21 protein-coding genes are annotated in these 21118 nt (G+C 69.7%); 16 read left to right on the forward strand and 5 right to left on the reverse strand.

Going from position 1 to position 21118, the window contains the following annotated elements; genetic code table 11:
- Window positions 1-37: 37 nt before the first annotated feature.
- Entirely contained in the window at window positions 38-976 is a 939-nt protein-coding gene (locus ACFLIM_RS44045; protein WP_393175670.1) for a diacylglycerol/lipid kinase family protein, read from the forward strand.
- A gap of 41 nt (window positions 977-1017) precedes the next feature.
- Here the strand turns inward: ACFLIM_RS44045 and ACFLIM_RS44050 are convergent, their stop codons facing one another.
- Genes ACFLIM_RS44050 through ACFLIM_RS44060 form a run of 3 tightly spaced genes read right to left on the reverse strand, consistent with a single transcriptional unit; the run spans window position 1018 to window position 5397 of the window.
- On the reverse strand, window positions 1018-1785 hold the full coding sequence (locus ACFLIM_RS44050) for an SWIM zinc finger family protein (RefSeq protein ID WP_393175672.1): 768 nt from the start codon (window positions 1783-1785) through the stop codon (window positions 1018-1020).
- A gap of 1 nt (window position 1786) precedes the next feature.
- Window positions 1787-4771, reverse strand: coding sequence for a DEAD/DEAH box helicase (locus tag ACFLIM_RS44055; RefSeq protein ID WP_393175674.1), 2985 nt, complete (start codon window positions 4769-4771; stop codon window positions 1787-1789).
- 50 nt (window positions 4772-4821) lie between these two features.
- Complete coding sequence (locus ACFLIM_RS44060; protein WP_393175676.1) at window positions 4822-5397, reverse strand: SRPBCC family protein; 576 nt, start codon at window positions 5395-5397, stop codon at window positions 4822-4824.
- 262 nt (window positions 5398-5659) lie between these two features.
- Here ACFLIM_RS44060 and ACFLIM_RS44065 point away from each other — a divergent pair, with 262 nt between their 5' ends.
- The 9 genes from ACFLIM_RS44065 (at window position 5660) to ACFLIM_RS44105 (ending at window position 12175) form a co-directional block, all read left to right on the forward strand.
- On the forward strand, window positions 5660-6040 hold the full coding sequence (locus ACFLIM_RS44065) for a phage holin family protein (protein ID WP_393175678.1): 381 nt from the start codon (window positions 5660-5662) through the stop codon (window positions 6038-6040).
- Window positions 6037-6627, forward strand: coding sequence for a DUF3618 domain-containing protein (locus ACFLIM_RS44070; protein ID WP_393175680.1), 591 nt, complete (start codon window positions 6037-6039; stop codon window positions 6625-6627). The genes ACFLIM_RS44065 and ACFLIM_RS44070 overlap by 4 nt, the downstream gene beginning before the upstream one ends.
- A 66-nt stretch (window positions 6628-6693) precedes the next feature.
- Entirely contained in the window at window positions 6694-7125 is a 432-nt protein-coding gene (locus tag ACFLIM_RS44075; RefSeq protein WP_393175724.1) for a protease inhibitor I42 family protein, read from the forward strand.
- A 19-nt stretch (window positions 7126-7144) separates the two neighbouring features.
- Window positions 7145-7852 carry a DUF1838 family protein gene (locus ACFLIM_RS44080; RefSeq protein ID WP_393175682.1) on the forward strand — a complete coding sequence of 236 codons (708 nt, stop codon included), beginning with the start codon at window positions 7145-7147 and terminating at the stop codon, window positions 7850-7852.
- Window positions 7849-8253, forward strand: a complete 405-nt coding sequence (locus ACFLIM_RS44085) for an HIT family protein (protein WP_393175684.1) — start codon at window positions 7849-7851, stop codon at window positions 8251-8253. Before ACFLIM_RS44080 ends, ACFLIM_RS44085 begins: the two co-directional genes overlap by 4 nt.
- Window positions 8254-8269: 16 nt before the next feature.
- Entirely contained in the window at window positions 8270-9448 is a 1179-nt protein-coding gene (locus tag ACFLIM_RS44090; RefSeq protein ID WP_393175686.1) for a sensor histidine kinase, read from the forward strand.
- Window positions 9449-9481: 33 nt separating this feature from the next.
- Window positions 9482-10231: a LytR/AlgR family response regulator transcription factor gene (locus ACFLIM_RS44095; RefSeq protein ID WP_393175688.1), complete on the forward strand. Its 750-nt coding sequence runs from the start codon at window positions 9482-9484 to the stop codon at window positions 10229-10231.
- 44 nt (window positions 10232-10275) lie between these two features.
- The gene (locus ACFLIM_RS44100; RefSeq protein ID WP_393175690.1) at window positions 10276-10620 is read left to right on the forward strand and encodes a hypothetical protein; all 345 of its coding nucleotides are present in this window, start codon (window positions 10276-10278) and stop codon (window positions 10618-10620) included.
- A gap of 67 nt (window positions 10621-10687) precedes the next feature.
- Window positions 10688-12175, forward strand: a complete 1488-nt coding sequence (locus tag ACFLIM_RS44105; RefSeq protein ID WP_393175692.1) for a sodium/solute symporter — start codon at window positions 10688-10690, stop codon at window positions 12173-12175.
- On the opposite strand, the gene ACFLIM_RS44110 is transcribed toward ACFLIM_RS44105, so the two are convergent.
- Window positions 12172-14346, reverse strand: coding sequence for a helicase-associated domain-containing protein (locus ACFLIM_RS44110; protein ID WP_393175694.1), 2175 nt, complete (start codon window positions 14344-14346; stop codon window positions 12172-12174). The genes ACFLIM_RS44105 and ACFLIM_RS44110 overlap by 4 nt on opposite strands.
- Before the next feature lie 258 nt (window positions 14347-14604).
- On the opposite strand from ACFLIM_RS44110, the gene ACFLIM_RS44115 reads away from it, so the two are divergent.
- On the forward strand, window positions 14605-15327 hold the full coding sequence (locus ACFLIM_RS44115) for a hypothetical protein (RefSeq protein ID WP_393175696.1): 723 nt from the start codon (window positions 14605-14607) through the stop codon (window positions 15325-15327).
- Between the two features lie 95 nt (window positions 15328-15422).
- On the opposite strand, the gene ACFLIM_RS44120 is transcribed toward ACFLIM_RS44115, so the two are convergent.
- Window positions 15423-16451 (reverse strand): LacI family DNA-binding transcriptional regulator, encoded by a 1029-nt coding sequence (locus ACFLIM_RS44120; protein ID WP_393175698.1) that lies wholly within the window; start codon window positions 16449-16451, stop codon window positions 15423-15425.
- Window positions 16452-16462: 11 nt separating this feature from the next.
- Between ACFLIM_RS44120 and ACFLIM_RS44125 the strand changes: the two genes are divergently transcribed.
- The 5 genes from ACFLIM_RS44125 (at window position 16463) to ACFLIM_RS44145 (ending at window position 21117) form a co-directional block, all read left to right on the forward strand.
- Window positions 16463-17626 carry a trans-sulfuration enzyme family protein gene (locus ACFLIM_RS44125; RefSeq protein ID WP_393175700.1) on the forward strand — a complete coding sequence of 388 codons (1164 nt, stop codon included), beginning with the start codon at window positions 16463-16465 and terminating at the stop codon, window positions 17624-17626.
- A gap of 34 nt (window positions 17627-17660) precedes the next feature.
- On the forward strand, window positions 17661-18917 hold the full coding sequence (locus tag ACFLIM_RS44130) for an ABC transporter substrate-binding protein (RefSeq protein WP_393175702.1): 1257 nt from the start codon (window positions 17661-17663) through the stop codon (window positions 18915-18917).
- Window positions 18914-19801, forward strand: coding sequence for a carbohydrate ABC transporter permease (locus ACFLIM_RS44135; RefSeq protein ID WP_393175704.1), 888 nt, complete (start codon window positions 18914-18916; stop codon window positions 19799-19801). The genes ACFLIM_RS44130 and ACFLIM_RS44135 overlap by 4 nt, the downstream gene beginning before the upstream one ends.
- Window positions 19798-20622: a carbohydrate ABC transporter permease gene (locus ACFLIM_RS44140; protein ID WP_393175706.1), complete on the forward strand. Its 825-nt coding sequence runs from the start codon at window positions 19798-19800 to the stop codon at window positions 20620-20622. Before ACFLIM_RS44135 ends, ACFLIM_RS44140 begins: the two co-directional genes overlap by 4 nt.
- 204 nt (window positions 20623-20826) lie before the next feature.
- The gene (locus ACFLIM_RS44145; RefSeq protein WP_393175708.1) at window positions 20827-21117 is read left to right on the forward strand and encodes a DUF485 domain-containing protein; all 291 of its coding nucleotides are present in this window, start codon (window positions 20827-20829) and stop codon (window positions 21115-21117) included.
- The last annotated feature ends 1 nt before the right edge of the window (window position 21118 follow it).

Raw genomic sequence — 21118 nt, forward strand, 5'->3', positions numbered from 1 at the left:
GTCGGGGCACCCCGGCGGCCCCCTACGATTGATGACCATGAGCGAATTGCGCACCAAAGACGAGCACACCGAGGCGATCCGGAGAGATCGCAAGGTGGCGGTGGTGGTGAACACTCGCTCGCGCCGGGGCCGCCGTCACTACTTCGAGGTGATCGAGCAGATCCACAACCTCGGGTTCGAGCCGCTGGCGGAGCTGTCGGTCTACAACCCCAAGCGGTTGCGCGACCTGCTCGACACGGCGCTGGCCACCGAGCCCGACCTGCTCATCGTGGGCGGCGGCGACGGCACGCTGTCCTCGGCCGTGCACCACGTCGCCCACCGCGACGTGGCGCTCGGCGTGCTGCCCCTCGGCACCACCAACAACTTCGCCCGCAGCCTGGGGCTGCCGCTCGACCTGGCGGGGGCGATCGGGGTGTTCGCCACCGGCAAGGTGGCCGACATCGACCTCGGCATGGCGGACGACCAGCCGTTCGCCAACCTGGCCAGCTTCGGCGTGTCCGTCGAGGTGGCGGGCAAGGTCAAGCCGTGGCTCAAGCGCATCGTGGGCCGCCCCGCCTACCCGCTGACGGCCCTGACGATCCTGCCGGGACACACGCCGTTCCGCGCGTACATTACGGTCGAGGGGCAGCGCCACGAGCTGCTCACCCACCAGCTCAACATCGCCAACGGTCGTTTCCACGGCGGCTGGCAGGTGGCCAGGGACATCAGCATCGACAACGGCATGCTGGTGGCCTACCAGCTCGGCTCGGGCAAGAAGCTCCGTCTGCTCGGCGAGACGCTGATCAGGGCGACGACGGGCCGCTGGCGCAGCCTCGCAGGGGGGCCGTTCGTGGTGGGCCGCGAGATGCTGCTGGAGACCGAGCCGCCGATGGCCGCCGACGTGGACGGCGAGGTGCGGCTACGCACCCCGATCAGGCTCCGCGTGGTCCCGAACGGGGTGCGCGTCATGGTCCCCGACTCCTTCGAGGACCGCTGATCTCGAACGGGGCTCCGCATGGATAGGCGTCGGGGCGTGCTTCAGGCGTCCGCGAGCCCCCGGTAGGCGGGGGTGAGCGTGCGGGTCAGATCGCCGGGCGGTGGGAAGACGCGCAGGAGCAGGTCCGGGGCGGCGGTTGTGGCGCGGCGCTCGGGGCGGTGCGCCGTGGCGCCGGGGGCGTAGAAGTCGGCCAGGCGGTCGGCGAACGGCACGTCCGCCACCTGCAGGGTGTCTACGGGTGCGTCGTCCGCCAGGGAGCCGAGCAGCTGCTCGCGGGTGCGACCGCGCCAGGCCAGCACCAGGAACGGGTCGTCGTCGAACGACTCGGCCAGCAGGTAGAGCACGGCCGACAGGTGCTTGCAGGGGAAACCCCAGTCGGGGCACGAGCAGTCCATGTCCAGGTCGCGCGGGAACAGGTCGATCCCCAGCGCCGCGAACAACTCCTCGATCTCCGTCGGCATCTCGCCCGCCAGGAGCTTGGCCCGGTAGACGGCCTGCGCCGCGATCGACTCCTCGATGGTGGTCCAGCGCGCCTCGTCGTACGCCTCGATCCTGATCACGATCCGGTACGGCGTGCGGCGCGAGCCCTGGACGGCGGCCCTGACCTCACCCGGGGACAGGTCGATCGACAGGACCTGGCCCTGCCGGGCGTAGGCGCGCCCGCGCGAGAGGCGGCCCTTGTCGCAGATGCGCTCCAGGATGTCGATGAACCGCCTGGACCACCAGGTGGAGCCGATGGTGCCACGTTGCGTGCGGGCCTTAAGGCCGCCCTCGACCCTGATCGGCTTGCCCGCGTCGAACCACGCCATGTCAGCTCACCCCTTCGGCCGTCAGCTCGAACACCTCGCGCAACTCGTCGGTCGACAGGTCCGTGAGCCAGTCCTCGCCGGTGCCGACGACGCGCTCGGCCAGGGCTTTCTTGCGTTCGATCATCTGGTCCACCCGTTCTTCGAGAGTGCCCGCGCAGATGAGCTTGCGCACCTGTACGTTCTTGCGCTGCCCGATCCGGAACGCGCGGTCGGTGGCCTGGTCCTCGACGGCCGGGTTCCACCAGCGGTCCACGTGGATGACATGGTTGGCGGCCGTCAGGTTGAGGCCCACACCCGCCGCCTTGAGCGACAACACGAACAACATCGGCTCCTCGTCGCTCTGGAACCGGTCCACCAGGCGGTCGCGGGTCTTCTTCGGCAGCCCGCCGTGCAGCCAGAGGACCGGGCGGTCGAGCCGCTGGGCCAGGTAGGGCTGCAGCATGGTCCCGAATTCCGCATATTGCGTGAAAAGTAGGGCTTTTTCGCCTTCTTCCAGGATTTCTTCGGACAACTGCTCCAAACGGGTGAGTTTTCCGGATCTGCCGGATAGGCGGGAGCCGTCCTTGAGCAGGTGGGCCGGGTGGTTGCAGACCTGCTTGAGCTTGGCCATCGCGGACAACACCAGGCCGCGCCGCTCGATGCCCTCGCTGTCGTTGATCTTGGCCAGCATGTCGTCCACCACCGCCTGGTAGAGCGTGGCCTGCTCGGGCGTGAGCGGGCACCACTCCTTGACCTCCAACTTCTCCGGCAAATCGGAAATGATGGATTTGTCGGTCTTGAGGCGGCGGAGGATGAACGGTCCCGTCGCCCGCTTGAGCGCCTGGGCGGCCTGTTCGTCCTGCTGGGCCTCGATGGGCTCCTGGAACCTGGTCCTGAACCGCGAACGCGATCCCAGCAGCCCCGGGTTGGCGAACTCCATGATCGACCAGAGCTCGGCCAGGTGGTTCTCCACCGGCGTGCCGGTCAGGGCCAGCCTGGTGCCCGTGGGAATCGACCGTACGGCCTGGGCCTGCAACGTCCCGCTGTTCTTGATCGCCTGGGCCTCGTCGCACACGACCCTGCGCCACTCGTACCCCTTGAGCGTCTCCAGATCGCGCTGCGCGGTGCCGTACGTGGTGATGACCAGGTCGGCCTCGGGGATCCGGGTGGCGTCGCGCCCGCTGCCGTGATGCACGTAGACGCGCAATCCAGGCGCGAACCTGGCCGACTCACGCTGCCAGTTCCCCACCAGCGACATCGGGCACACCAGCAGCGTGGGCGTGCCCGCTTGCTCGTGCACGAGCAGGGCCAGCGTGGTGATCGTCTTGCCCAGCCCCATGTCGTCCGCCAGCACCCCGCCAAGGCCCAGCTCGGACAGGAAGCTCAGCCACGCCAGCCCCCGCTCCTGGTACGGCCTGAGCCTCGCGTCCAGGCCCGCCGGGGTCTCGAGCGGTACGAGCCGCCGCTCGGCCTGCCCGGACAACAGGTCGCCGAGCACGCCGTCGGCGTCGATCTCCAGCAGCGGCAGCTCGTCGTCACCCTGAACGACGTGCCGCAGGATGTCGGCGGCCGTGCTCTCACCCGTACGGCTGCCCGCCACGGCCCTGAGCGCCGCCTTGAGCTGCCGGTCGTCCAGCTCCACCCACTGGCCGCGCACCCTGACCAGCGGTACCTTGAGCCTGGCCAGCTCGGCCAGCTCCGCCTCGCTGATCGTCTCGTCGCCCACGGCCAGGTCGATGCGGAAGTCGACCAGGTCCCGCATCCCGAACCCCTGGCTGGTGGCCGCCGTCTGCGCCTTGGTCCTGGTGGTGAGCTTCAACCCCAGCTTCGTACGGCCGGCCCAGCGCGGCAGCTGCACCCCGAACCCGGCCGCCTGCAACAGCGGCGCCGCCTGCCTCAGGAACCCGAACGCGCCCGGGGTATCCAGCCGCAACTCGCTCGGCTGGGGGACGCGCAGGGCGTGGTCCAGCTCGGGATACAGCCTGACGGCCCGTCCCAGCCCGGCCAGCAGCTCCCTTTCCGGCTTCCCCGGCAGGCCCTTCTCGCCGTTCCACACTCTGGCGGCGGGGACGTAGAGGCTGGGGTCGTCGGCGGCCTGCAACGCCAGCTCGACCCGCCAGTCGTCGGTGTCGGCGGGCTCTCGCGGCTCCTGCAGGCGGAAGCACACGCGGGTCGCGCCCTCGGCCGCCGCCACGGAGTCCTGCCACTTCTCCAGCTCCTCGCGCAGCTCGGGGACGTCGGGGCAGGACGGGTCGTCGCCGGTCAGCGCGGCCAGCCAGCGTTCCTGGAGGGTTCGGGGGGTGGAGACCAGGGGTTCGGTGAGTGCTTGCCGGACGAGCGCGTCGGCGAACGCTTCGAGCGCCTCGCGCAGGACCTCCGCCGACGGGCGCTCGGTACTCGCGGTCCGGCACGCGGGCGGCATGGCCAGCGCCAGGTCCCGGAAATATCCGGCATCGACCCCGGTCATCACAGGCCGCCACACGGCGCGGGCGTCGGCTTTGGGGATCGCCCACATGGCCGTCGTGTCGTCGGGCTGGAGGGCCACGTGAGGGCCGTCCGGGGGGACGAGTTGAGGGACGACGCGGCCTCGGCGTACCAGGTCGCGGGCGAAGTCGGCGACGGCGGCCCAGTGGCGCAGGGTGGCCGTGCCCGAGTGCTCGGCCGGCGCGCGCAGCGCCGCCGGGGCGGGTGGCACGACGGCGGGGACCTGCCAGAGGTGCAGGCGCGGCCGGGCCACCTCCGACAGCCGCCCGGTCTCCGGTGAGGGCAGCGGCTCCTTGGTGGAGCCGGGAAGCAACAGCTCCAGCGTGCGCGACGGCGGGTCTTCGAGGCCGAGCAGGGCGGCGATGCCGGACGCGGGGGTGGCGTAAGGGTGCGGGCGTGGCGCCGGGCGCGAGCGGCCGGCTGAAGGGGACCTTTGAGGCCGTTCATCCGGATGAGGGTCGCTGTCGCCCCTTTCCGCCCAGAAGGCGAGCCCGTCTGCGGTCCAGACCCCGTGTACCAGCACCCCGGCAGGCTACCGTCATGAGCCGAAGATCGGGCCGCCAGCCGACCGTGTCAGGTCCAGTCCGGCATCTCCGCCGGCAGCGGGAGCCCCTCGGCCTCGGCCAGGGCCACCCATTCCCGGGCGACTAGGCCGGCCAGGCGCAGTTGCTCCTCGCCGGGCGAGTACCAGTCGTCCACGGGGGCCTCGGGCAGCTCGCCGCGCAGGTAGAGGGAGAGCGCGATGGACAGCGGGAGCTCCCAGCCGGTGCCCACGCCGATCACGCCGTCGTCCGGCAGCAGGAAGTGCTCCAGCTCCAGCGTGGTGGTCTCGGGGGAGCCGGTGGACAGGCGGAGCTCGACCTGGCTGTCGGGGAAGTCGCCGTACTTCCAGGTGATCGCGAGCAGGCGGGGGCGCTCGCAGCGGAGGATCTCGCCGTGGGCGTTGCCGTCGAGCGCGAACGTGCCGCCTAGCCGCAATTCACCGCCGACCTTGAGGAACCAGCGGCTCAGCCGGTCGGGCTCCGTGCACGCGGCCCACACGTCCTCGATGGACGCGTCGTAGTCGCGGCGCAGAATCATGCTCCTGGCGCCGTCGCGGCGGCCGATCTCGCGGTGGTTGCGGGTCAGCCAGTCGGACATGTCAGTCATGCGGAAGAGCTTATATAAGCCATACCTGAAGTTGTACGATAAAGGTATGAACCCTCCAGGATCGTGGTGTGAGCGGCCCAAGCCGCAGGCTCCCTCGTGCGAGCTGCCATCGCCGTGGAGCAAGCCGAAGCAGCCGGATAACTGGTGCGAAGTCCAGAAGGATCCAGTTTTGTCTGTTTTGGGGTTCCTCTTTAAGGCAGCAAAGCGGTAATAACAGCCATTTCCTGGGTAGTCGCCTTCCTCAGCGGAGGAGGCGAACGTCGTGAACGACACCCACAAGCTCGTCAACGACCTCTCCGAACAGGTCTCCAGGCTCGTCAGGGACGAGTTCCGGCTGGCCAGGATGGAGCTCGCGGAGAAGGGCAAGCACGCGGGGTTCGGCGCCGGACTGCTCGGCGCGGCGGGAACGGCCGCGTTCTACGGTGGAGCGGCCCTCATGGCCGCCGTCGTCATACTCCTCGCTCGGGTCATGCCCGGATGGGCGGCCGCCACGATCGTGGCGGGAGTTCTGTTCATCATTGCCGCGCTGCTCGGGCTGATCGGTAAGAACCAGGTGAAACGAGCCGGGTCACCGGTCCCATCGGAGACCATCGCGAGTGTCAAGGCCGACATCGACATGGTCAAGGAGAGGTCACGACGATGAGCGAGACTGATCCCGGATACAGCGAACAGCACGCCGGAGACGTCGGCGCTCGCAGAGCGACCGTGGGCGAGCCCACGGAACGCGAGTCCATCAACGTCCCCCCGACGAGACCAGGCGCGGCGGAGAACGCCCGGCGGGCTGAGGCAGCCCGGCGGGAACACGAGACGTTCCTTCCCGAACCCCCCATCTCAGACGAACGAACCGAGGCCGCGGAGACCTGGCCGGCCGAGGAGGAGACGGTGACGAGCACGAGGGGGCGCAGGGAGGAGGACGAGGAAGAGGACGACGTGCGTAAGGACATCGAGGAAACCCGGAGAGAGCTCGGCGAGACCGTCAGCGCGCTGGCCGCCAAGACCGACATCAAGGGCAGGGCGACCCACGCCGCGGAGACCGCCAAGGACAAGGCGGGTCACGCCGCCGAGGCGGCCAAGGACACGGCGACCCATGCCGCTGAGGTGGCCAAGGACACGGCGACCCACGCCGCCGAGAAGGCGAAGAAGCGGCCGGTGCTGCTCGTCGCGGCCGCGGGCGCCGTGGTGGCCGTCGTCGTGCGCCGCATCGTGCGGCGCCGCCACAAGGCCAAGTAAGAAGCAGCGCCGAGTGGGGTACGCGGTGCTCCGGCATCAGCCGAAGCCCGATAGCCTGCCTGGGTGATGCGTCGAACGGGCGTCGCCGCCGTGCTCGCCCTGCTGGTGGCGGCGTGCGGCGCCGGATCGGCGGTGAGCGACTTCGGCACCGTGGTCAAGGGCGCCAAGGGCACGACCGTGCGGGTCGAGCTGCGGCCCGGGCAGCGGTTCTCGCTGGCCGTCGCCGACAACCCTTCGGTGGGTGACAACTGGGACCTGGTCGAGGTGCCGGACCCGAAGGTGGCCTCGTTCATCAGCGAGGAGCACGAGAGCGAGAGCGACGCCCCCGGAGCCGGCGGCACGCTCTATTTCGTCTTCAACAGCAAGCATCCGGGCACGACGGAGATCAGGCTGCGTGACTGCTGGCGGTGCGGCCAGAACAAGACGCCGTCCGACGAGCAGAGCAGGCAGCAGTCCGGCGAGGCGATCTTCGCCGTCACGGTGAGTCCGCCGAAATGACGGGTTAGGCTGCGGATTCATGGACTTCATCCGGGTGCGCGCGTCCGCAGACGGCGCGGAGACGATCTCGTACTGGACCGGCGACGTGTACGGCTGGCAGGACGACGACGGGCCGCACCACCTCTTCGGGTTCGAGGGGCTCAACGTGGCCAGGGCGGTCGAGTCCGACGGCGGCTGGCAGCTCCTGACCAGGGAGGCGGCCCTCTACCTCGACCCCAGGACGAGGGAGGTGCTCGGCACCTGGGACAACCCCCTCACCGGGCGCGCCGTCGAGGTGCAGCACGTCTTCAACGACCCGGTCAACCAGCGGCTCGGCGGCTACCCCGTGCCCACGACCCGGCTCGGCGACCAGGTGGTCTTCAACGTGGACATCCGGCTGGCCTATCCGTCGCCGCTGAAGGTCGCCGACTACCCCGAGAACTCCGCGAGTGACACGTACCGGGCGATGGAGCTGTTCCAGTTCTTCGTCTCGGCCAAAGACCTGGACTCGGGGGTGCCGGACGTGCCGGGCGTGTTCTCGTGGTGCCGGGTGTCGCCGTGGTTGCCGTGGATGGCCATGGGGCAGCGCGGGGGCGGGCTGGTCTACCACTGCCGGGGCGCCAAGGTGGCCGAGGTCCCCGAGCGGCTGCGGGAGCGGGTGGGCGAGCGGTTCCGGCACGCGCCCGCCGAGTGGTCGGCGCCCAACGTGACGAGCTGGACGGCCTTCGCGAGTAAGGCCGGCCGGTGAGCGCCGACGTGTTCTGCGAGATCATCGCGGGCGAGCGGCCCGCCGACGTGGTGCGGTCCGACGAGGTGGCGGTCTCGTTCCTCGACGCGCGGCCCGTCTTCAAGGGGCACGTGCTGGTCGTGCCCAGGGTCCACGTCGAGACGCTGGCCGACCTCGCCGACGTCGGGCCGTTCTTCGAGAGGGTGCAGGCCATGGCCCGGGCGGTGGAGGAAGGGCTGCAGGCCGGCGGCACGTTCGTGGCCATCAACAACCGCGTCAGCCAGAGCGTGGCCCACCTGCACGTGCACGTGGTGCCGCGGCACAAGAAAGACGGGCTGCGGGGCTTCTTCTGGCCGCGCACCAAGTACGACTCCGCCGAGGAGGCCCAGTCGTACGCCGAAATGATCGGTAAAGCCCTATGAGTTAGGCTCTGGCCGCGTGGAGTACGTGGTGGGGGTCGCCGTGGTCGCGGTGCTCGTCGGCGTGCCCGCGATCGTGTTGTGGCGGGTCATGCGGGGGCGTCGCGAGCTGGGCACCAGCCCGGCGGAGCGGGCCACGTTCGAGACCCTGCACACCGCCTCGCTGGCCGGACCGCCGCTGCGGGCCGGGCTGACCGCCGACGGCGCCGAGCGCGCCTCGCGGCACCTGCGCGCGCTGCTCGGCTCGGCGGCCGTCGCGATCACCGACGGCGAGCGGCTGCTCGTGTACGACGGCGCCGGCGAGCACCACGCCGACCAGGCGTTCGAGCACGCGGCGGCGACCCTGAAGGACGGCCGCACCCAGGTGCTGACCATGGACTGCGACCTGCTCGAATGCCCGATCAGGCACGCCGTGGTGGTGCCCCTCACCACGGACGACCGGATCGTGGGCGCGCTGGCCGCCTACGGGCAGACCGCCTCCGCAGGGCTGGTCAGGGCCGCGCAGGAGGTGGCCGGATGGGTGGACTCGCAGCTGGAGCTGGCCGAGCTGGACCGCTCGCGAACGTTGCTCATGGAGGCTGAGGTGCGGGCCCTGCGGGCGCAGATCTCGCCGCACTTCATCTACAACTCGCTCACCACGATCGCCTCCTTCGTCCGCACCGACCCGGAACAGGCCAGGGAGCTGCTGCTGGAGTTCGCCGACTTCACCCGCTACTCCTTCCGCAGGCACGGCGAGTTCACCACGCTCGCCGAGGAGCTGCGCTCGATCGACCGCTACTTGATCCTGGAACGGGCCAGGTTCGGCGACCAACTCCAGGTCACGTTGCGCATCGCGCCCGAGGTGCTGCCGGTCGCGGTGCCGTTCCTGTGTCTGCAGCCGCTGGTCGAGAACGCCGTCAGGCACGGCCTCGAAAGCCGGAACGGCGTCGGCCGCATCACGATCATCGCCGAGGACGCGGGCGCCGAGTGCAACATCAGCGTCGAGGACGACGGGCTCGGCATGGACCCCGACAGGCTGCGCCGCATCCTCGCAGGTGACATCGCCTCCGCGGGCGGCGTCGGGCTGGCGAACGTGGACGAGCGGCTGCGCCAGGTGTACGGCGACGAGTACGGCCTCGTCGTCGAAACCGCCACCGGCGCGGGCACAAAGGTCAACGTCAGATTGCCGAAATATCACCCAGGCGTCTCCGCCCGTTGACCTCGATCTTTGTTGTCGGTTTTATCACTGTCTATGGCACAACTACGGGTACTCGCGGTCGATGACGAGCTGCCCGCCCTCGAAGACCTGTCGTACCTGCTCCGCGCCGATCCCCGCATCGGCGAGGTGGCCACCGCCAGGGACGGGGCCGCGGCGCTGCGGTTGCTCGACCGGGCCATCGCCGACGGCCGGCCCATCGACGCCGTCTTCCTCGACATCCGGATGCGCGGGCTCGACGGCGTGGTGCTCGGGCGGCTGTTGTCGCAGTTCGCCAACCCGCCGCGGGTCGTGTTCGTGACCGCGTACGAGGAGCACGCGGTGGACGCGTTCGAGATCAAGGCGGAGGACTACCTGCTGAAACCCGTCCGGCCCGAACGGCTGGCGGAGGCTATCAGGCGGGTCGCGGTCTCGGCCGACGTGCCCGTGGAGGCGGGGGAGACCGACACGATCCCGGTCGAGCTGGGCGGGGTGACCCGGTTCGTGTCCAGCGCCGACGTGATCTACGTGGAGGCGCACGGGGACTACGCGCGGCTGCACACGGCGGCCGGCAGCCATCTGGTGCGCATCCCGCTGGCCACCCTGGAGGAGAGGTGGGCCTCGGCCGGGTTCGTACGGGTGCATCGCAGCCATCTGGTCGCGGTCAAGCACATCGAGGAGTTGCACATCGACTCGGGCAAATGCACGGTCCGGGTGGGTGACACGGAGCTCCCGGTCAGCCGCCGCCACACGCGCGAGCTGCGCGACCTGCTGGTGCGCAGGGCCAGGAAGGGCAGGCCGGAATGAGCCCCGAGCGACGAGTTACGCGGGAGACACCGCGCCGGGTGGCCGTGACGAGCCCCCGCACCGCCGCCGCCCGCCGGCCCCGTTACCCCGCCACCCTGGAGATCGACGAGCAGACCCGGCTCGGCGAGGTCTACATGCGTTCCCTGCTGCGCACCCAGTTCCGGCTGGCGTTGTTCGTGTGCACCGTGCTGGCCTGCGTGGTCGGCGGGTTGCCGCTGCTGTTCCTGCTCATCCCCGAGCTGCGCGAGGTGCACCTGCTCGGCGTGCCGCTCCCGTGGGCGGTGCTCGCCGGGCTCATCTATCCCGCCTTCGTCATCGGCGCCTGGCTCTACGTACGGCAGGCCGAACGCAACGAACGCCACTTCGCCGAGCTGGTCGAACGCCGATGAGCGAGCGTAGCGAGCGAACAATCAGACGCAGCGCCCTCAGGCTCATGCGGTCGGCGGAGCCGAGCGCATGAGCCTTACGGCCGTAGTGGTGGTCGTGGTGGCGGCCGTGCTCATCGGGGCGTTCGGGATCAGGTTCTCCCGCACGACCTCCGACTTCTACGTCGCCTCGCGCACGGTCAGCCCGCTGTGGAACGCCTCGGCCATCGGCGGCGAGTACCTGTCGGCGGCCTCGTTCCTGGGCATCGCCGGGCTCATCCTGTCCTTCGGCGTGGACATGCTCTGGTTGCCCGTCGGGTGGACCGGCGGCTACCTGGTGCTGCTGGTGCTCGTATCGGCGCCGTTGCGGCGCTCCGGGGCGTACACGCTGCCGGACTTCGCCGAGGCCAGGCTCGAGTCGATGACCGTGCGCCGCACCGCGAGCGTGCTCGTCGTGCTGATCGGCTGGCTCTACCTGATGCCGCAGTTCCAGAGCGCGGGACTGGTGCTGCGGACGATCACCGGCGCGCCCGTGTGGGTGGGCGGGCTGCTGGTCGCGGTCGTCGTGGCGGTGAACGTGTTGTCGGGCGGCATGCGGTCGATCACGTTCGTGCAGGCGTTCCAGTACTGGCTCAAGCTGACCGCGCTGGCCGTGCCGGTGGTGTTCCTGCTGATGGCGTGGCAGGCCGGCGGCGCGCCCGGGGTCAGCGCGCAGGACGCGGCCACCTGGCAGGTGCCGCTGGCCGGAGGCAAGGAGTACGGGCTGTACTCGACGTACTCGCTGATCCTGGCCACGTTCCTGGGCACGATGGGGCTGCCGCACGTGCTCGTGCGCTTCTACACCAATCCGGACGGGCGGGCGGCTCGGCGTACCACGCTGGTGGTGTTGTCGCTGCTGGGCGCGTTCTACCTGCTGCCCGCCGTATACGGGTGGCTCGGCCGGCTCTACGCGCCCGACCTGGTGCGCACGGACACGGTCGTGCTGACGTTGCCCGCGCGGATGATCGGCGGCACGCTGGGCGACGTGCTGACGGCGCTGGTCACGGCGGGGGCGTTCGCGGCGTTCCTGTCCACCTCCTCGGGGCTGACCGTGTCCGTGGCCGGAGTGATCGCGCAGGACCTGCTCAAAGGCTCGGTGCGGTCGTTCAGGATCGCCACGCTGATGGCGGTGGCGGTGCCGCTGGCGCTGGCGTTGTGGGCGCGGGCGCTGCCGGTGGCGGACGTGGTGGGGCTGGCGTTCGCGGTGGCGGCCTCGTCGTTCTGCCCGCTGCTCGTGCTGGGCATCTGGTGGCGCCGCCTGTCCACCACCGGGGCGTTGGCCGGGTTGTTCGTGGGCGGGGGGCTGGCCTGCGCCGCCGTGCTCGTCACGATCACCGGCGGCCCGTACGACGGGCTGGCGGGGGCGCTGCTGGCCCAGCCGGCGGCGTGGACGGTGCCGATCGCGTTCGCGGTGATGGTGTCGGTGTCGTTCCTGACCCCGCACCGGGTGCCGGCCGGGGTCGCCAGGACCATGGTCAGGCTGCACACCCCCGAGAACCTCGACCTCGACCGGGGCGACTGGCGACCTCGATCGTCCTAGACGAGGTGCGCCTCGTCGATTTTGGCCTGCTGGAAGTTGTGGCTGCGGTCGCAGTCGTGGCAGTAGCCGGTCACGGAGCCGCGGACGATCTTCACGTCCTCCATGTAGTGCTCGCGCCGCTGCCAGACGATGACGACCGGCTCGCCCGTCACGGCGGCCAGCCGGAGCGTCTCGCCGGCCGAGCCGGGCGCGGGTGTATCCGTGGCGTCGAGGATCGCCCTGGCCGCGGCCTCGGCGTCGAGATCTTCGTCGCGGTCGGACTCGACGGGCAGGCGCCGCCGCTGGGGACGCTCCGCCCTGACCGTCCCGTCGGCCGCCACGCTCACGGGCGCGTGGCCCGCCTGCCGCAGCAGGCGCAGGGTCTCGTCGGGAGGCAGGGCGCTGAGCGCGACCGTCGGCGCGACCGCGCGCAGGGCCAGCTTGCGCAGCGCCTTCGTCCCGCACAGCTCGATGATCAGCGCGGGGTCGTCCGAGGTCACCACCGACACCGCGGTGGTGACGCGGATGGCGCCGTGCCTGCGGGCCACATCCGTGACGAGGTAGCGCAGCGGCTGGGGCACGGCCTTGGCGGAGAAGCGCTCCAGCTCGCCGAGCAGGCTCTCGGCCGTCGCACCCGAGTCCAGCGCCCGGCGCACGCTCTTCTCCGACAAGCGCCACGTGCTGGCCCGGTCGCGGGATTCCAGCTCGGCGCACTCGTTCAGGAACGCGGCCAGCTCCGGGGCCGGCACCCCGGTCACGATCGCGGTCAGATCGTTCTGCAGGGTGACCGTCCGCGACGGCGTGGGGAACTGCTCGGCCACCTCGCCGCCGTCGAGCTGGGCCCGGCCGAGCGCGGTCAGCGCGCCGTCCTGGACCATCCCGAGCAGCTCGCCCTCACGCAGGGCGGCGGCGATGAATTCGCCGGCCGCCGGCGGATATTCACGGGTCGCCCGGGTCCGCCAGTCGACGGCCGGCCGCAGCCCGTCGGCATCGGACCCCAGCCCGGCGGGCAGCGTCTGGAGCACCTCTAAGGTGGCCCGCCGGATGTCGCCCGCCACGCAGTTGAACTGGTACGGCGGCGCCAGCGGCGTCATGTGCTCCGCGCAGCAACCCGCGACCCGGAACGTGGCCGCCTGTGGCAGCGCGCGCCAGCTCTCCATCAGGGCCTGCCACCGGGCGGCCGGCGTCCGGGCCAGCCAGTCGTCGGCCATGGTGGTGCTGACCAGCCTCTCGCCCAGCTCGGACGCGATCAGGTCGGCGCCGAACGCGACGTCGAGCCAGAGGACGGCCGCCTGCTCGGGAACGCCGAGCGCCTTGGCCACCCGCTTGAGCTCCCGCGCGCCGACGCCGCCCGCCTTCAGCTCGGTGACGGACTCCGCCCCGGCCAGCTCGATCAGCGCCTCGACCCGGTCGACGGCGGCCAGCGCCGCGGCGACCCCGTCGGCCGCCCGCCGGGAGACGCCGGGCACGTCCGGCTGCCCGGTCAGCTCCGGCTTCCAGCCGTCGCCGCGCAGCGCCAGCGCGACCTCCCTGGGCATCTCGTACTGCCAGCCGTCGCGGACCACGAACCCGGCCTTGGTCAGTTGGTCGATCGGACGGTTCGTGTTGCCTGAGCCGTACCAGACCTCCTGCTGGAAGACCGGTTGCCCGCCCGCCATCGATTCCAGCAGCGTGAGTGCCTTCCGCGGCAGCGCGACCGCTCGCTCCCGGACGGCGCCGGGGTCGCGCAGGAGCTTCTCGGCCTGCACGAGAATGTCCGACTTGCGGGCCTGCGGCTTGCCGCCCAGTGCCCTGACCATGGACTTCAACACGTCGGCGGTCAGCTGCTGGGCGAGCTCCCGCAGGGGCCGGCCCAGCCCGAACGGATTGGCCCACAGGCCCGGCTGGTGCGGCGACGCGACCGTGTCCCCGTCGAGCGTCACCAGTCCCCACGCGGCGAGGGTGCCGACCGTCTCGTCGAGCCGTCCCTTGGGGTCGTGCAGCAACTCGGCCAGCTCCGCGCGGCTCGCCTTGCCACCCAGGGTCTGCAGCGCCTGGCTGACCAGGTGACAGTCGGCGTCGAGGCCGAGCAGGGCGGGGATGGCCAGGTCCGGGGCCGCCAGCATGCGTTCGAGCAGGTCGAGCGAGGGGGCGGCGGCCAGCTCCGGCCTGTTGCGAAGAACGAGGGCGAGTTCGGCTTCCAAGCGGGACACAGGATGACTCTACCGAGACGAACCCCTGCCGGTTTCCAACTTCGCCTTTATCGCGCGGACCAGCTACATGCGCGCGGTCGATCCGCTGATCGTCTGCCCCGGTGGCGCGTTCATGAAAGAGGTTGGACCAGAGCTGGTCGCTCGGCAGGTGCAGCCCGAATGCATGGCGAGGGTCTAGCCAAGCGGATGACCGGTGATCAGACTGGCGGGGCCACGCCGTGAAGGGAGGCCCTCATCGCCGCTACCTGGGTTCGCCGGGTGTTCGCCGTCTTCCTCGCACTGCTGTTCGCGCTGTTCAATTTCGGCCTGATCGATCTGGTCACTGCGGTGACGCCGCTCGATCCCGGTGACACTCCGGCGAAGGTGCTGGACATGGGGTGGGGGATCGTCTTCTGCGTGCTGCTGCCCGTGCCTCTGCTGGCCGCGCTCCGCCGTCCGCTCGCCGTCCGGCACATTCTGGTGATCACGGTGGCCATGGCGTTCTCGGCGGCGGCGAGCCTTGCCCCCGGATACGCCGTGGTCGTCGCCGTGCTGGTGGTGGCCGTCGTTCTGCTGTGGCGTCCCGCGCCCCGCGAGAGGCGGGTGCGTCCCGTGCTTGCCGGGCTGGCCTTGGTGGGTGCGGAGCCTGCCTGCCTGTACGCGTGGGACATGGCCGCTGCGGCCAGGGCGTCGCTTCCGCCCTCCGATGCGGAGAGCAACGGCCTGCATCACTGGCCGATCATGGCGACGATGGCGCTCGCCCTGGTCGCGCTCGTGCTGCAGGCGGCCCTCGTTCCCGACTACGGGCGGCTCCCCACATCGTTGGCCGGGCTGGGGGCGCTGCTGTTCGGCGGCAGCTGCGTCGCCTACCCAGAGTTTCCCGCCAGCGTGGGCGCCCTCGGCGGCTGGCTGGTCATCGCCTGGGGCCTGCTGGTGATTGCCGCCGCGGAGTTCAAGCCCGTGGAAGAAGGTGTTCAGACCCGGCCTGCGCCATCGGCGTAACACGCTCGGCGGGGCGTGTCAGCCGCGCATGACCCGTTCGTACGTGGCGATCAGGTCGTCCATGGGAAGCACCGGGCCCTGGGGATCCTGAGGACTCACGGTGGCGGGAGCTCGCCCGAGCCTCTCGCCACCAGCTCGACCGGCACCTCCACCCGGCGCGGTGTCGGTGAGGGGTGCAGCAGGAGGTCCACCGCGGTGCGGGCCAGGCGGGCCACGTCGTAGCGGACCACCGTCACCCCCGGGTTGAACACGTCCGCCAGCGCGAAGTCGTCGAACCCCACGTACGCCGGCCGCTCGGGACGCTCGCGCAGCGCGTGCAGGATGCCGATCGCGGCCCGGTTGTTCGTGGCGAAGAAGGCCGTCGGCGGGTCCGGCAGGTCCAGGAGCGCGGTGACCTCGTGCGACACCCGCCACGGATCGAACATCCCCCGCACCACCAGGGAGTCGTCGGCCGCCACGCCCGCCTCGCGCAGCGCCCTACGGTAGCCGGACGCGCGGTCGTGCACCGAGCTCAGCCCGTCGTCGTCGGAGATCAGCGCGATCCTGCGGTGGCCGCGGGCGAGCAGGTGCTCGGTCGCCGCCCGGCCGCCCCACACGTCGTCCAGCAGCACCACGTCCGCCGCCGCCAGCCCCGGGGGCACGCGGTCCACGAAGACCGTGGTGAGGCCGGGGTGCTCGGCCAGCCAGGCGTGGTCGGCCGCCGAGGGGACGACGATCAGGCAGTCGACGCCCCGCGCGTACATGGACTCGATCAGCATGCGTTCCTTGTCGGGGCTCTCCTCGTACGAGCCGAACACCACCAGCGCCTCGTGGCCGGCCGCCGCGGCCTCGACGGCGGCGGCCAGGCGCGCGTAGAACTCGTTGGAGATGTTCTCCATCACCAGGCCGAGCGTCAGCATGGTCGCGCCCCTGGCCAGGCGGGCGGCGGCCTCGTTGCGGCGGTAGCCGAGCGCGCTGATGGCCGCCTGCACCCGCTCCTGCAACGAGGCCCTGACGTGCGGCTCCTGGTTGACGACCCGGGAGACGGTCTTCAGGCTCACGCCCGCGTGCCTGGCCACGTCGGCCATGGTCGGCTTGCGCGGGTTCAGTGAGGCGGCTCGGTCGCCCAGATCCCTCGCTGTCATACTTTGCCCCCATGGATGACGAATGGATTTGTGGCCGTTTGGGCGAGGACGAGCCCTGGATGCTGGGTGCGGTTAACCCGCCGGTGTTCGAGAACTCGCTGTTCACGTTCGAGACGGCGCAGGAGCTGGGCGAGGCGATCAGGAACGAGGACGAGCGGTACGTCTACTGGCGGGGGACCAACCCGACGGTTGATCTCGCCCAGCGTAAGCTGGCCGCGCTGGAGCGGGGGGAACGGGCCAAGTGCTTCGGGTCGGGGATGGGAGCCATCTCGGCGACCATCTCCTCGCTCGTGTCGGCCGGGGACCACGTGCTGGTGCTGGGCGCCGTCTACGGGCCGACCACTCAGTTCCTGCGTTACCTGGAGAAGTTCGGGGTCACGCATACGCACGTCGACGACCTCGCGGGATGTGACAGCGCTATCAGGGCGAGCACCCGCCTACTCTACTTCGAGTCGCCTTCGTACATGGCCTACGCCGTGGTCGACATCGCCGGGGTGGCCGGGTGGGCGCGGGAGCGGGGGCTGGTGAGCGTGATGGACAACACCTGGTCCACGCCGATCTTCCAGAAGCCGCTGACCATGGGCGTCGATCTGGTCATCCACTCCCTGTCGAAGTACGTGGGCGGGCACAGCGATCTCGTCGGCGGCGTGGTCGTCGGGTCGTCGGAGCTGATCAGGCCGCTGGCGCTGACCGAGTACCAGCTCTACGGCGCCGCCATGTCGCCGCACGACGCGGCCAAGGTGATCAAGGGGCTGCGGACGTTGCCCGTGCGGATGGCGGCCCACCAGGAGCGGGGCCTGGCGGTGGCGTCCTTCCTGCACGAGCATCCGGCCGTGCGGGCGGTGAACCATCCGGGGTTGCCGTCCCATCCCGGGCACGCCATCGCGTTGCGGCAGATGTCGGGGTTCGCGAGCCTGTTCAGCATCGTGCTGGACACGGAGTCGCGGGAGGAGGTGGGGATGTTTCTCGATAAATTGCGACATTTCAGGATTGGTGTGTCTTGGGGTGGGTTCGAGAGTTTGGTGAACGCGCCCGCCCTGTCCACCGAGGAGAGCGTGCGGGCCACCATGGGCATCCCGGTCGGCCTCGTACGCCTCTCGGTCGGCCTGGAGCCCGCCGACGCCCTGATCAAGGATCTCGGTCTAGCGCTGGAGGGGGTCGGTCGCCTAGCGTGACTGACAGCGCTGTCTAACACGCTGGAGGCTCCCCATGAAAAAGCCCCTCCTGGCGGTCACGGCCGTCGCCACGCTGGTGCTCGCGGGATGCGGGTCCGGCTCGTCCTCCTCGGGAGAGGTACGGCTGCGCATGATCGAAAGTCTGACCAGTCCCGAACGTACGAAGCTCATCAAGTCCCTGATAGCCGACTTCGAAAAGGCGAACCCGGGCGTCCAGGTCGAGCTGATCTCCCCGCCCCTCGACAGCGCCGACCAGAAGATCACCCAGATCCTGCAGACCAAGAAGGACCTGGACGTGCTGGAAGTACGCGACCACACGGCCAAGTCCTTCTCCAACAACGGCTGGCTGGCCGAACTGCCCACCCAGGACTGGCCGGGCTGGGCCGACCTCACCGAGCTGGCCCAGAAGAAGGCGGTGGAGGTCGGGGGCAAGGCGTACCTGATCCCGTACGGGTTCTACCAGCGCACGATCTTCTACCGTACGGACTGGGGGATGGCCAAGCCCCCGGCCACCTGGCAGGAGCTCTACGAGGCGGGCAAGAAGATGACCTCGGGCGACCGGTTCGGCTACTCGTTCAGGGGCGGCAAGGGCGGCGCCGACTACGCGGTGATGATGATCAGCGCGTACAACGGCGAGGCGCTTAATCCCGAAAAATCCTTCTATCTGAAGGACAAGCGCACGATCTTCTCGACCCCTGAGGCCGCCCAGGCCATGGACCTCTACGTCAAGATCTTCAAGGAGGCGTCGCCGCCCGACTCCGTGTCCTGGGGCTACCCGGAGATGGTGCAGGGCTTCACCTCGGGCGTCACCGGCATGCTCATCCAGGACCCCGAAGTGATCAAGACGGTCGAGGAGAGCGGCGTCACGGCCTGGTCGACGGCTCCCATCCCCAAGGGCCCGTCCGGGTACGCCTTCCAGCCCGTCGGCTACGCCGGCTGGGGCGCGACCTCCTTCACCAAGCACCCGAAGGAGGCGGTCAAGCTGGTGCAGTTCCTGTCGGAGGCCAAGCAGAGCATCGCCTTCGCCAAGGGCAACTCGCTCATCCCGATCTCAAAGCAGGCCCAGAACGACCCGCAGTTCTCGCAGGGGGCGTGGCAGGCGTACCTGCAAGCCCAGCAGGACCCCAAGCAGGTGATCACGATCAGGCCGGTGGACTACCCGGGCTGGAGCCAGTTCATCGTCGACTCCGACCGTGACGTCCAGGCCCTGATCACCGGCAAGAAGACCACGGCCGAGGTGCTCAAGTCGTGGGACGCGTTCTGGACGGACCAGGCGAAGAAGGTGTCGTGAACCGCACCTTCACCGTTCGCCGGGCCCGGTTCATCGCCTTGTGCCTGCTGCCCGGCGTGGTGTTCGTGGCGCTGTTCACGTACTACCCGATGATCCGCGGCGCGGTGATCGCCTTCCAGCGCTACAACCTGTTCGACATCACCGCCACGCCTTTCGTCGGCCTGGAGAACTTCCGGGCCGTGTTAGGCGAGGATCGGTTCTGGACGGCGCTCCGCAACACCGGCACGTGGGTGGTCGTGTCGCTGGTCTTCCAGTTCTTCCTGGGCTTCGGGCTGGCGCTGCTGCTGCGCAGGCACTTCCGCGGCAGAGGGCTCTACCAGGCGTGGGTGTTCTTTCCCTGGGCCATGTCGGGGTTCCTGATCGGGTTGTTGTGGCGGTGGATGTTCAACGGGCAGTTCGGGGTGATCAACGACCTGCTGCTCAAGACGGGGATCATCGACCAGCGCATCGGTTTCCTGGCCACGCCCGGGTGGGCGATGACCTCGGTGATCGTGGCCAACATCTGGTACGGCGTGACGTTCTTCGCCATCATGATCATGGCCGCGCTGCAGTCCGTGCCGCGCGAGCTGTACGAGGCGGCGGCCGTGGACGGGGCCTCGCGGTTGCGGCAGTTCTGGCACGTGACGTTGCCGCACATCCGGCCCACGCTGGCCCTGATCGTGTTGCTGCGGATCATCTGGATCCTGAATTTTCCGGATCTCATCTATTCGATGACCGGCGGCGGCCCGGCCGGCGGCACCGACATCATCACGACCTTCCTCATCCAGCAGGTCATCGGCGGCGACTACGGCCGGGCGGGCGCCGTCGGCCTGCTCATCCTCGGCCTCCTGCTCTCCTTCAGCGTCTTCTACCTGAACGCCACCCGATTCGAGAAGGCCCGATGAGACGCCTCGCGACCGCGGCCAAGGTCGTCGTGCTGGCCGCCTGGCTGCTGATCACCCTGTTCCCCCTCTACTGGATCGTCGTCACCTCGCTCAAGCCCAAGGCCGAGATCTTCTCGATGCCGCTCAGATACTGGCCGGGCAACGTGACGTTCGAGCACTACGCCGAGTTGTTCTCCTTCGCCGACTTCGGCGCGTACCTGCTGAACAGCCTCCTCGTCTCCCTCGTCGCGGCCGGGGCGGTGACCGCGATCGGCGTGCTCGGCGGGTACACGCTCGCCCGGTTCGCCTTCCCCGGACGGGGAGCGCTGATGCTGGCGTTCCTGGTCACCCAGATGATCCCGCTGTTCATCGCGCTCGGGCCGCTCTACCTGCTGATGTCCGACCTCGACCTGCTCAACCGGCTGGCCGGGCTGATGCTGGTGTACGTGGCGATGCTGGTGCCGTTCGCCACGATCATCATGCGTGGCTTCTACGAGCGGGTGCCGGTGGCGCTGGAGGAGGCGGCGCAGGTGGACGGCGCCTCCCGGCTGGTGGCCATGGTGCGGGTGGTGATCCCGGTCATGCTGCCGGGCATCGCGGCGACGTTCATCTTCGCATTTGTGCAGTGCTGGAATGAATTGTTCCTGGCGATCACGTTTATCGACAGCGAGGACGCCAAGACCATCCCGGTCGCCATGAACTCCTTCATCACCCAGTACGACATCGACTGGGGCTCGATGGCCGCCGCCACCGTGGTGTCGGTGCTGCCCACGCTCGTGCTCTTCGCCGCCATCCGCCGCTACATCGTCGAAGGACTCACGGCCGGGGGCGTAAAGGGGTGAAAGGGATAGCCGACCGCTCGTCGCGCTCAATAGACCTTTCACCGCAGACCATTCCCAACTAAGCGCTGGACGGCAGCGGCTCGCCGAACAACCCCTCTACGGATCTCCACGCCGGGTACGTTGCGCTCTTACGTTGGGCGTGATCCGCATCACAGTGGAGGTCTCGTGACGACTAAAGAACATGACGCATCCGTATATGAGCAAATGCAGGAGAGTAGTGAGTTCCAGGAGCTGAAACGGCGCTTCCGCGCCTGGACATTCCCCATGACCGTGGCGTTCCTCGCGTGGTACCTGCTCTATGTGGTGCTGTCCGGGTGGGCACGCGGCTTCATGGGGATCAAGTTGCTCGGCGACATCAACGTCGGGCTCGTCTTCGGGTTGCTCCAGTTCGTGTCCACCTTCCTCATCGCGTGGGCGTACGCGAGGCACGCGGAGAAGAAGCTCGACCCCATCGCCGACAAGCTCCGCCACGAGGTTGAGGAGAAGACCCAGTGAG

The organism is Nonomuraea marmarensis, from assembly GCF_043197025.1.
Taxonomy (GTDB): domain Bacteria; phylum Actinomycetota; class Actinomycetes; order Streptosporangiales; family Streptosporangiaceae; genus Nonomuraea; species Nonomuraea marmarensis.

Coding starts and splice junctions, on each gene's coding strand:
- ACFLIM_RS44050 (WP_393175672.1), bottom strand. CDS start 1,785: ATGGCGTGGTTCGACGCGGGCAAGCCGATCAGGGTCGAGGGCGGCCTT.
- ACFLIM_RS44120 (WP_393175698.1), bottom strand. CDS start 16,451: ATGACAGCGAGGGATCTGGGCGACCGAGCCGCCTCACTGAACCCGCGC.
- ACFLIM_RS44070 (WP_393175680.1), top strand. CDS start 6,037: ATGAGCGAGACTGATCCCGGATACAGCGAACAGCACGCCGGAGACGTC.
- ACFLIM_RS44060 (WP_393175676.1), bottom strand. CDS start 5,397: ATGACTGACATGTCCGACTGGCTGACCCGCAACCACCGCGAGATCGGC.
- ACFLIM_RS44045 (WP_393175670.1), top strand. CDS start 38: ATGAGCGAATTGCGCACCAAAGACGAGCACACCGAGGCGATCCGGAGA.
- ACFLIM_RS44075 (WP_393175724.1), top strand. CDS start 6,694: ATGCGTCGAACGGGCGTCGCCGCCGTGCTCGCCCTGCTGGTGGCGGCG.
- ACFLIM_RS44130 (WP_393175702.1), top strand. CDS start 17,661: ATGAAAAAGCCCCTCCTGGCGGTCACGGCCGTCGCCACGCTGGTGCTC.
- ACFLIM_RS44145 (WP_393175708.1), top strand. CDS start 20,827: ATGCAGGAGAGTAGTGAGTTCCAGGAGCTGAAACGGCGCTTCCGCGCC.
- ACFLIM_RS44095 (WP_393175688.1), top strand. CDS start 9,482: ATGGCACAACTACGGGTACTCGCGGTCGATGACGAGCTGCCCGCCCTC.
- ACFLIM_RS44080 (WP_393175682.1), top strand. CDS start 7,145: ATGGACTTCATCCGGGTGCGCGCGTCCGCAGACGGCGCGGAGACGATC.
- ACFLIM_RS44125 (WP_393175700.1), top strand. CDS start 16,463: ATGGATGACGAATGGATTTGTGGCCGTTTGGGCGAGGACGAGCCCTGG.
- ACFLIM_RS44140 (WP_393175706.1), top strand. CDS start 19,798: ATGAGACGCCTCGCGACCGCGGCCAAGGTCGTCGTGCTGGCCGCCTGG.
- ACFLIM_RS44105 (WP_393175692.1), top strand. CDS start 10,688: ATGAGCCTTACGGCCGTAGTGGTGGTCGTGGTGGCGGCCGTGCTCATC.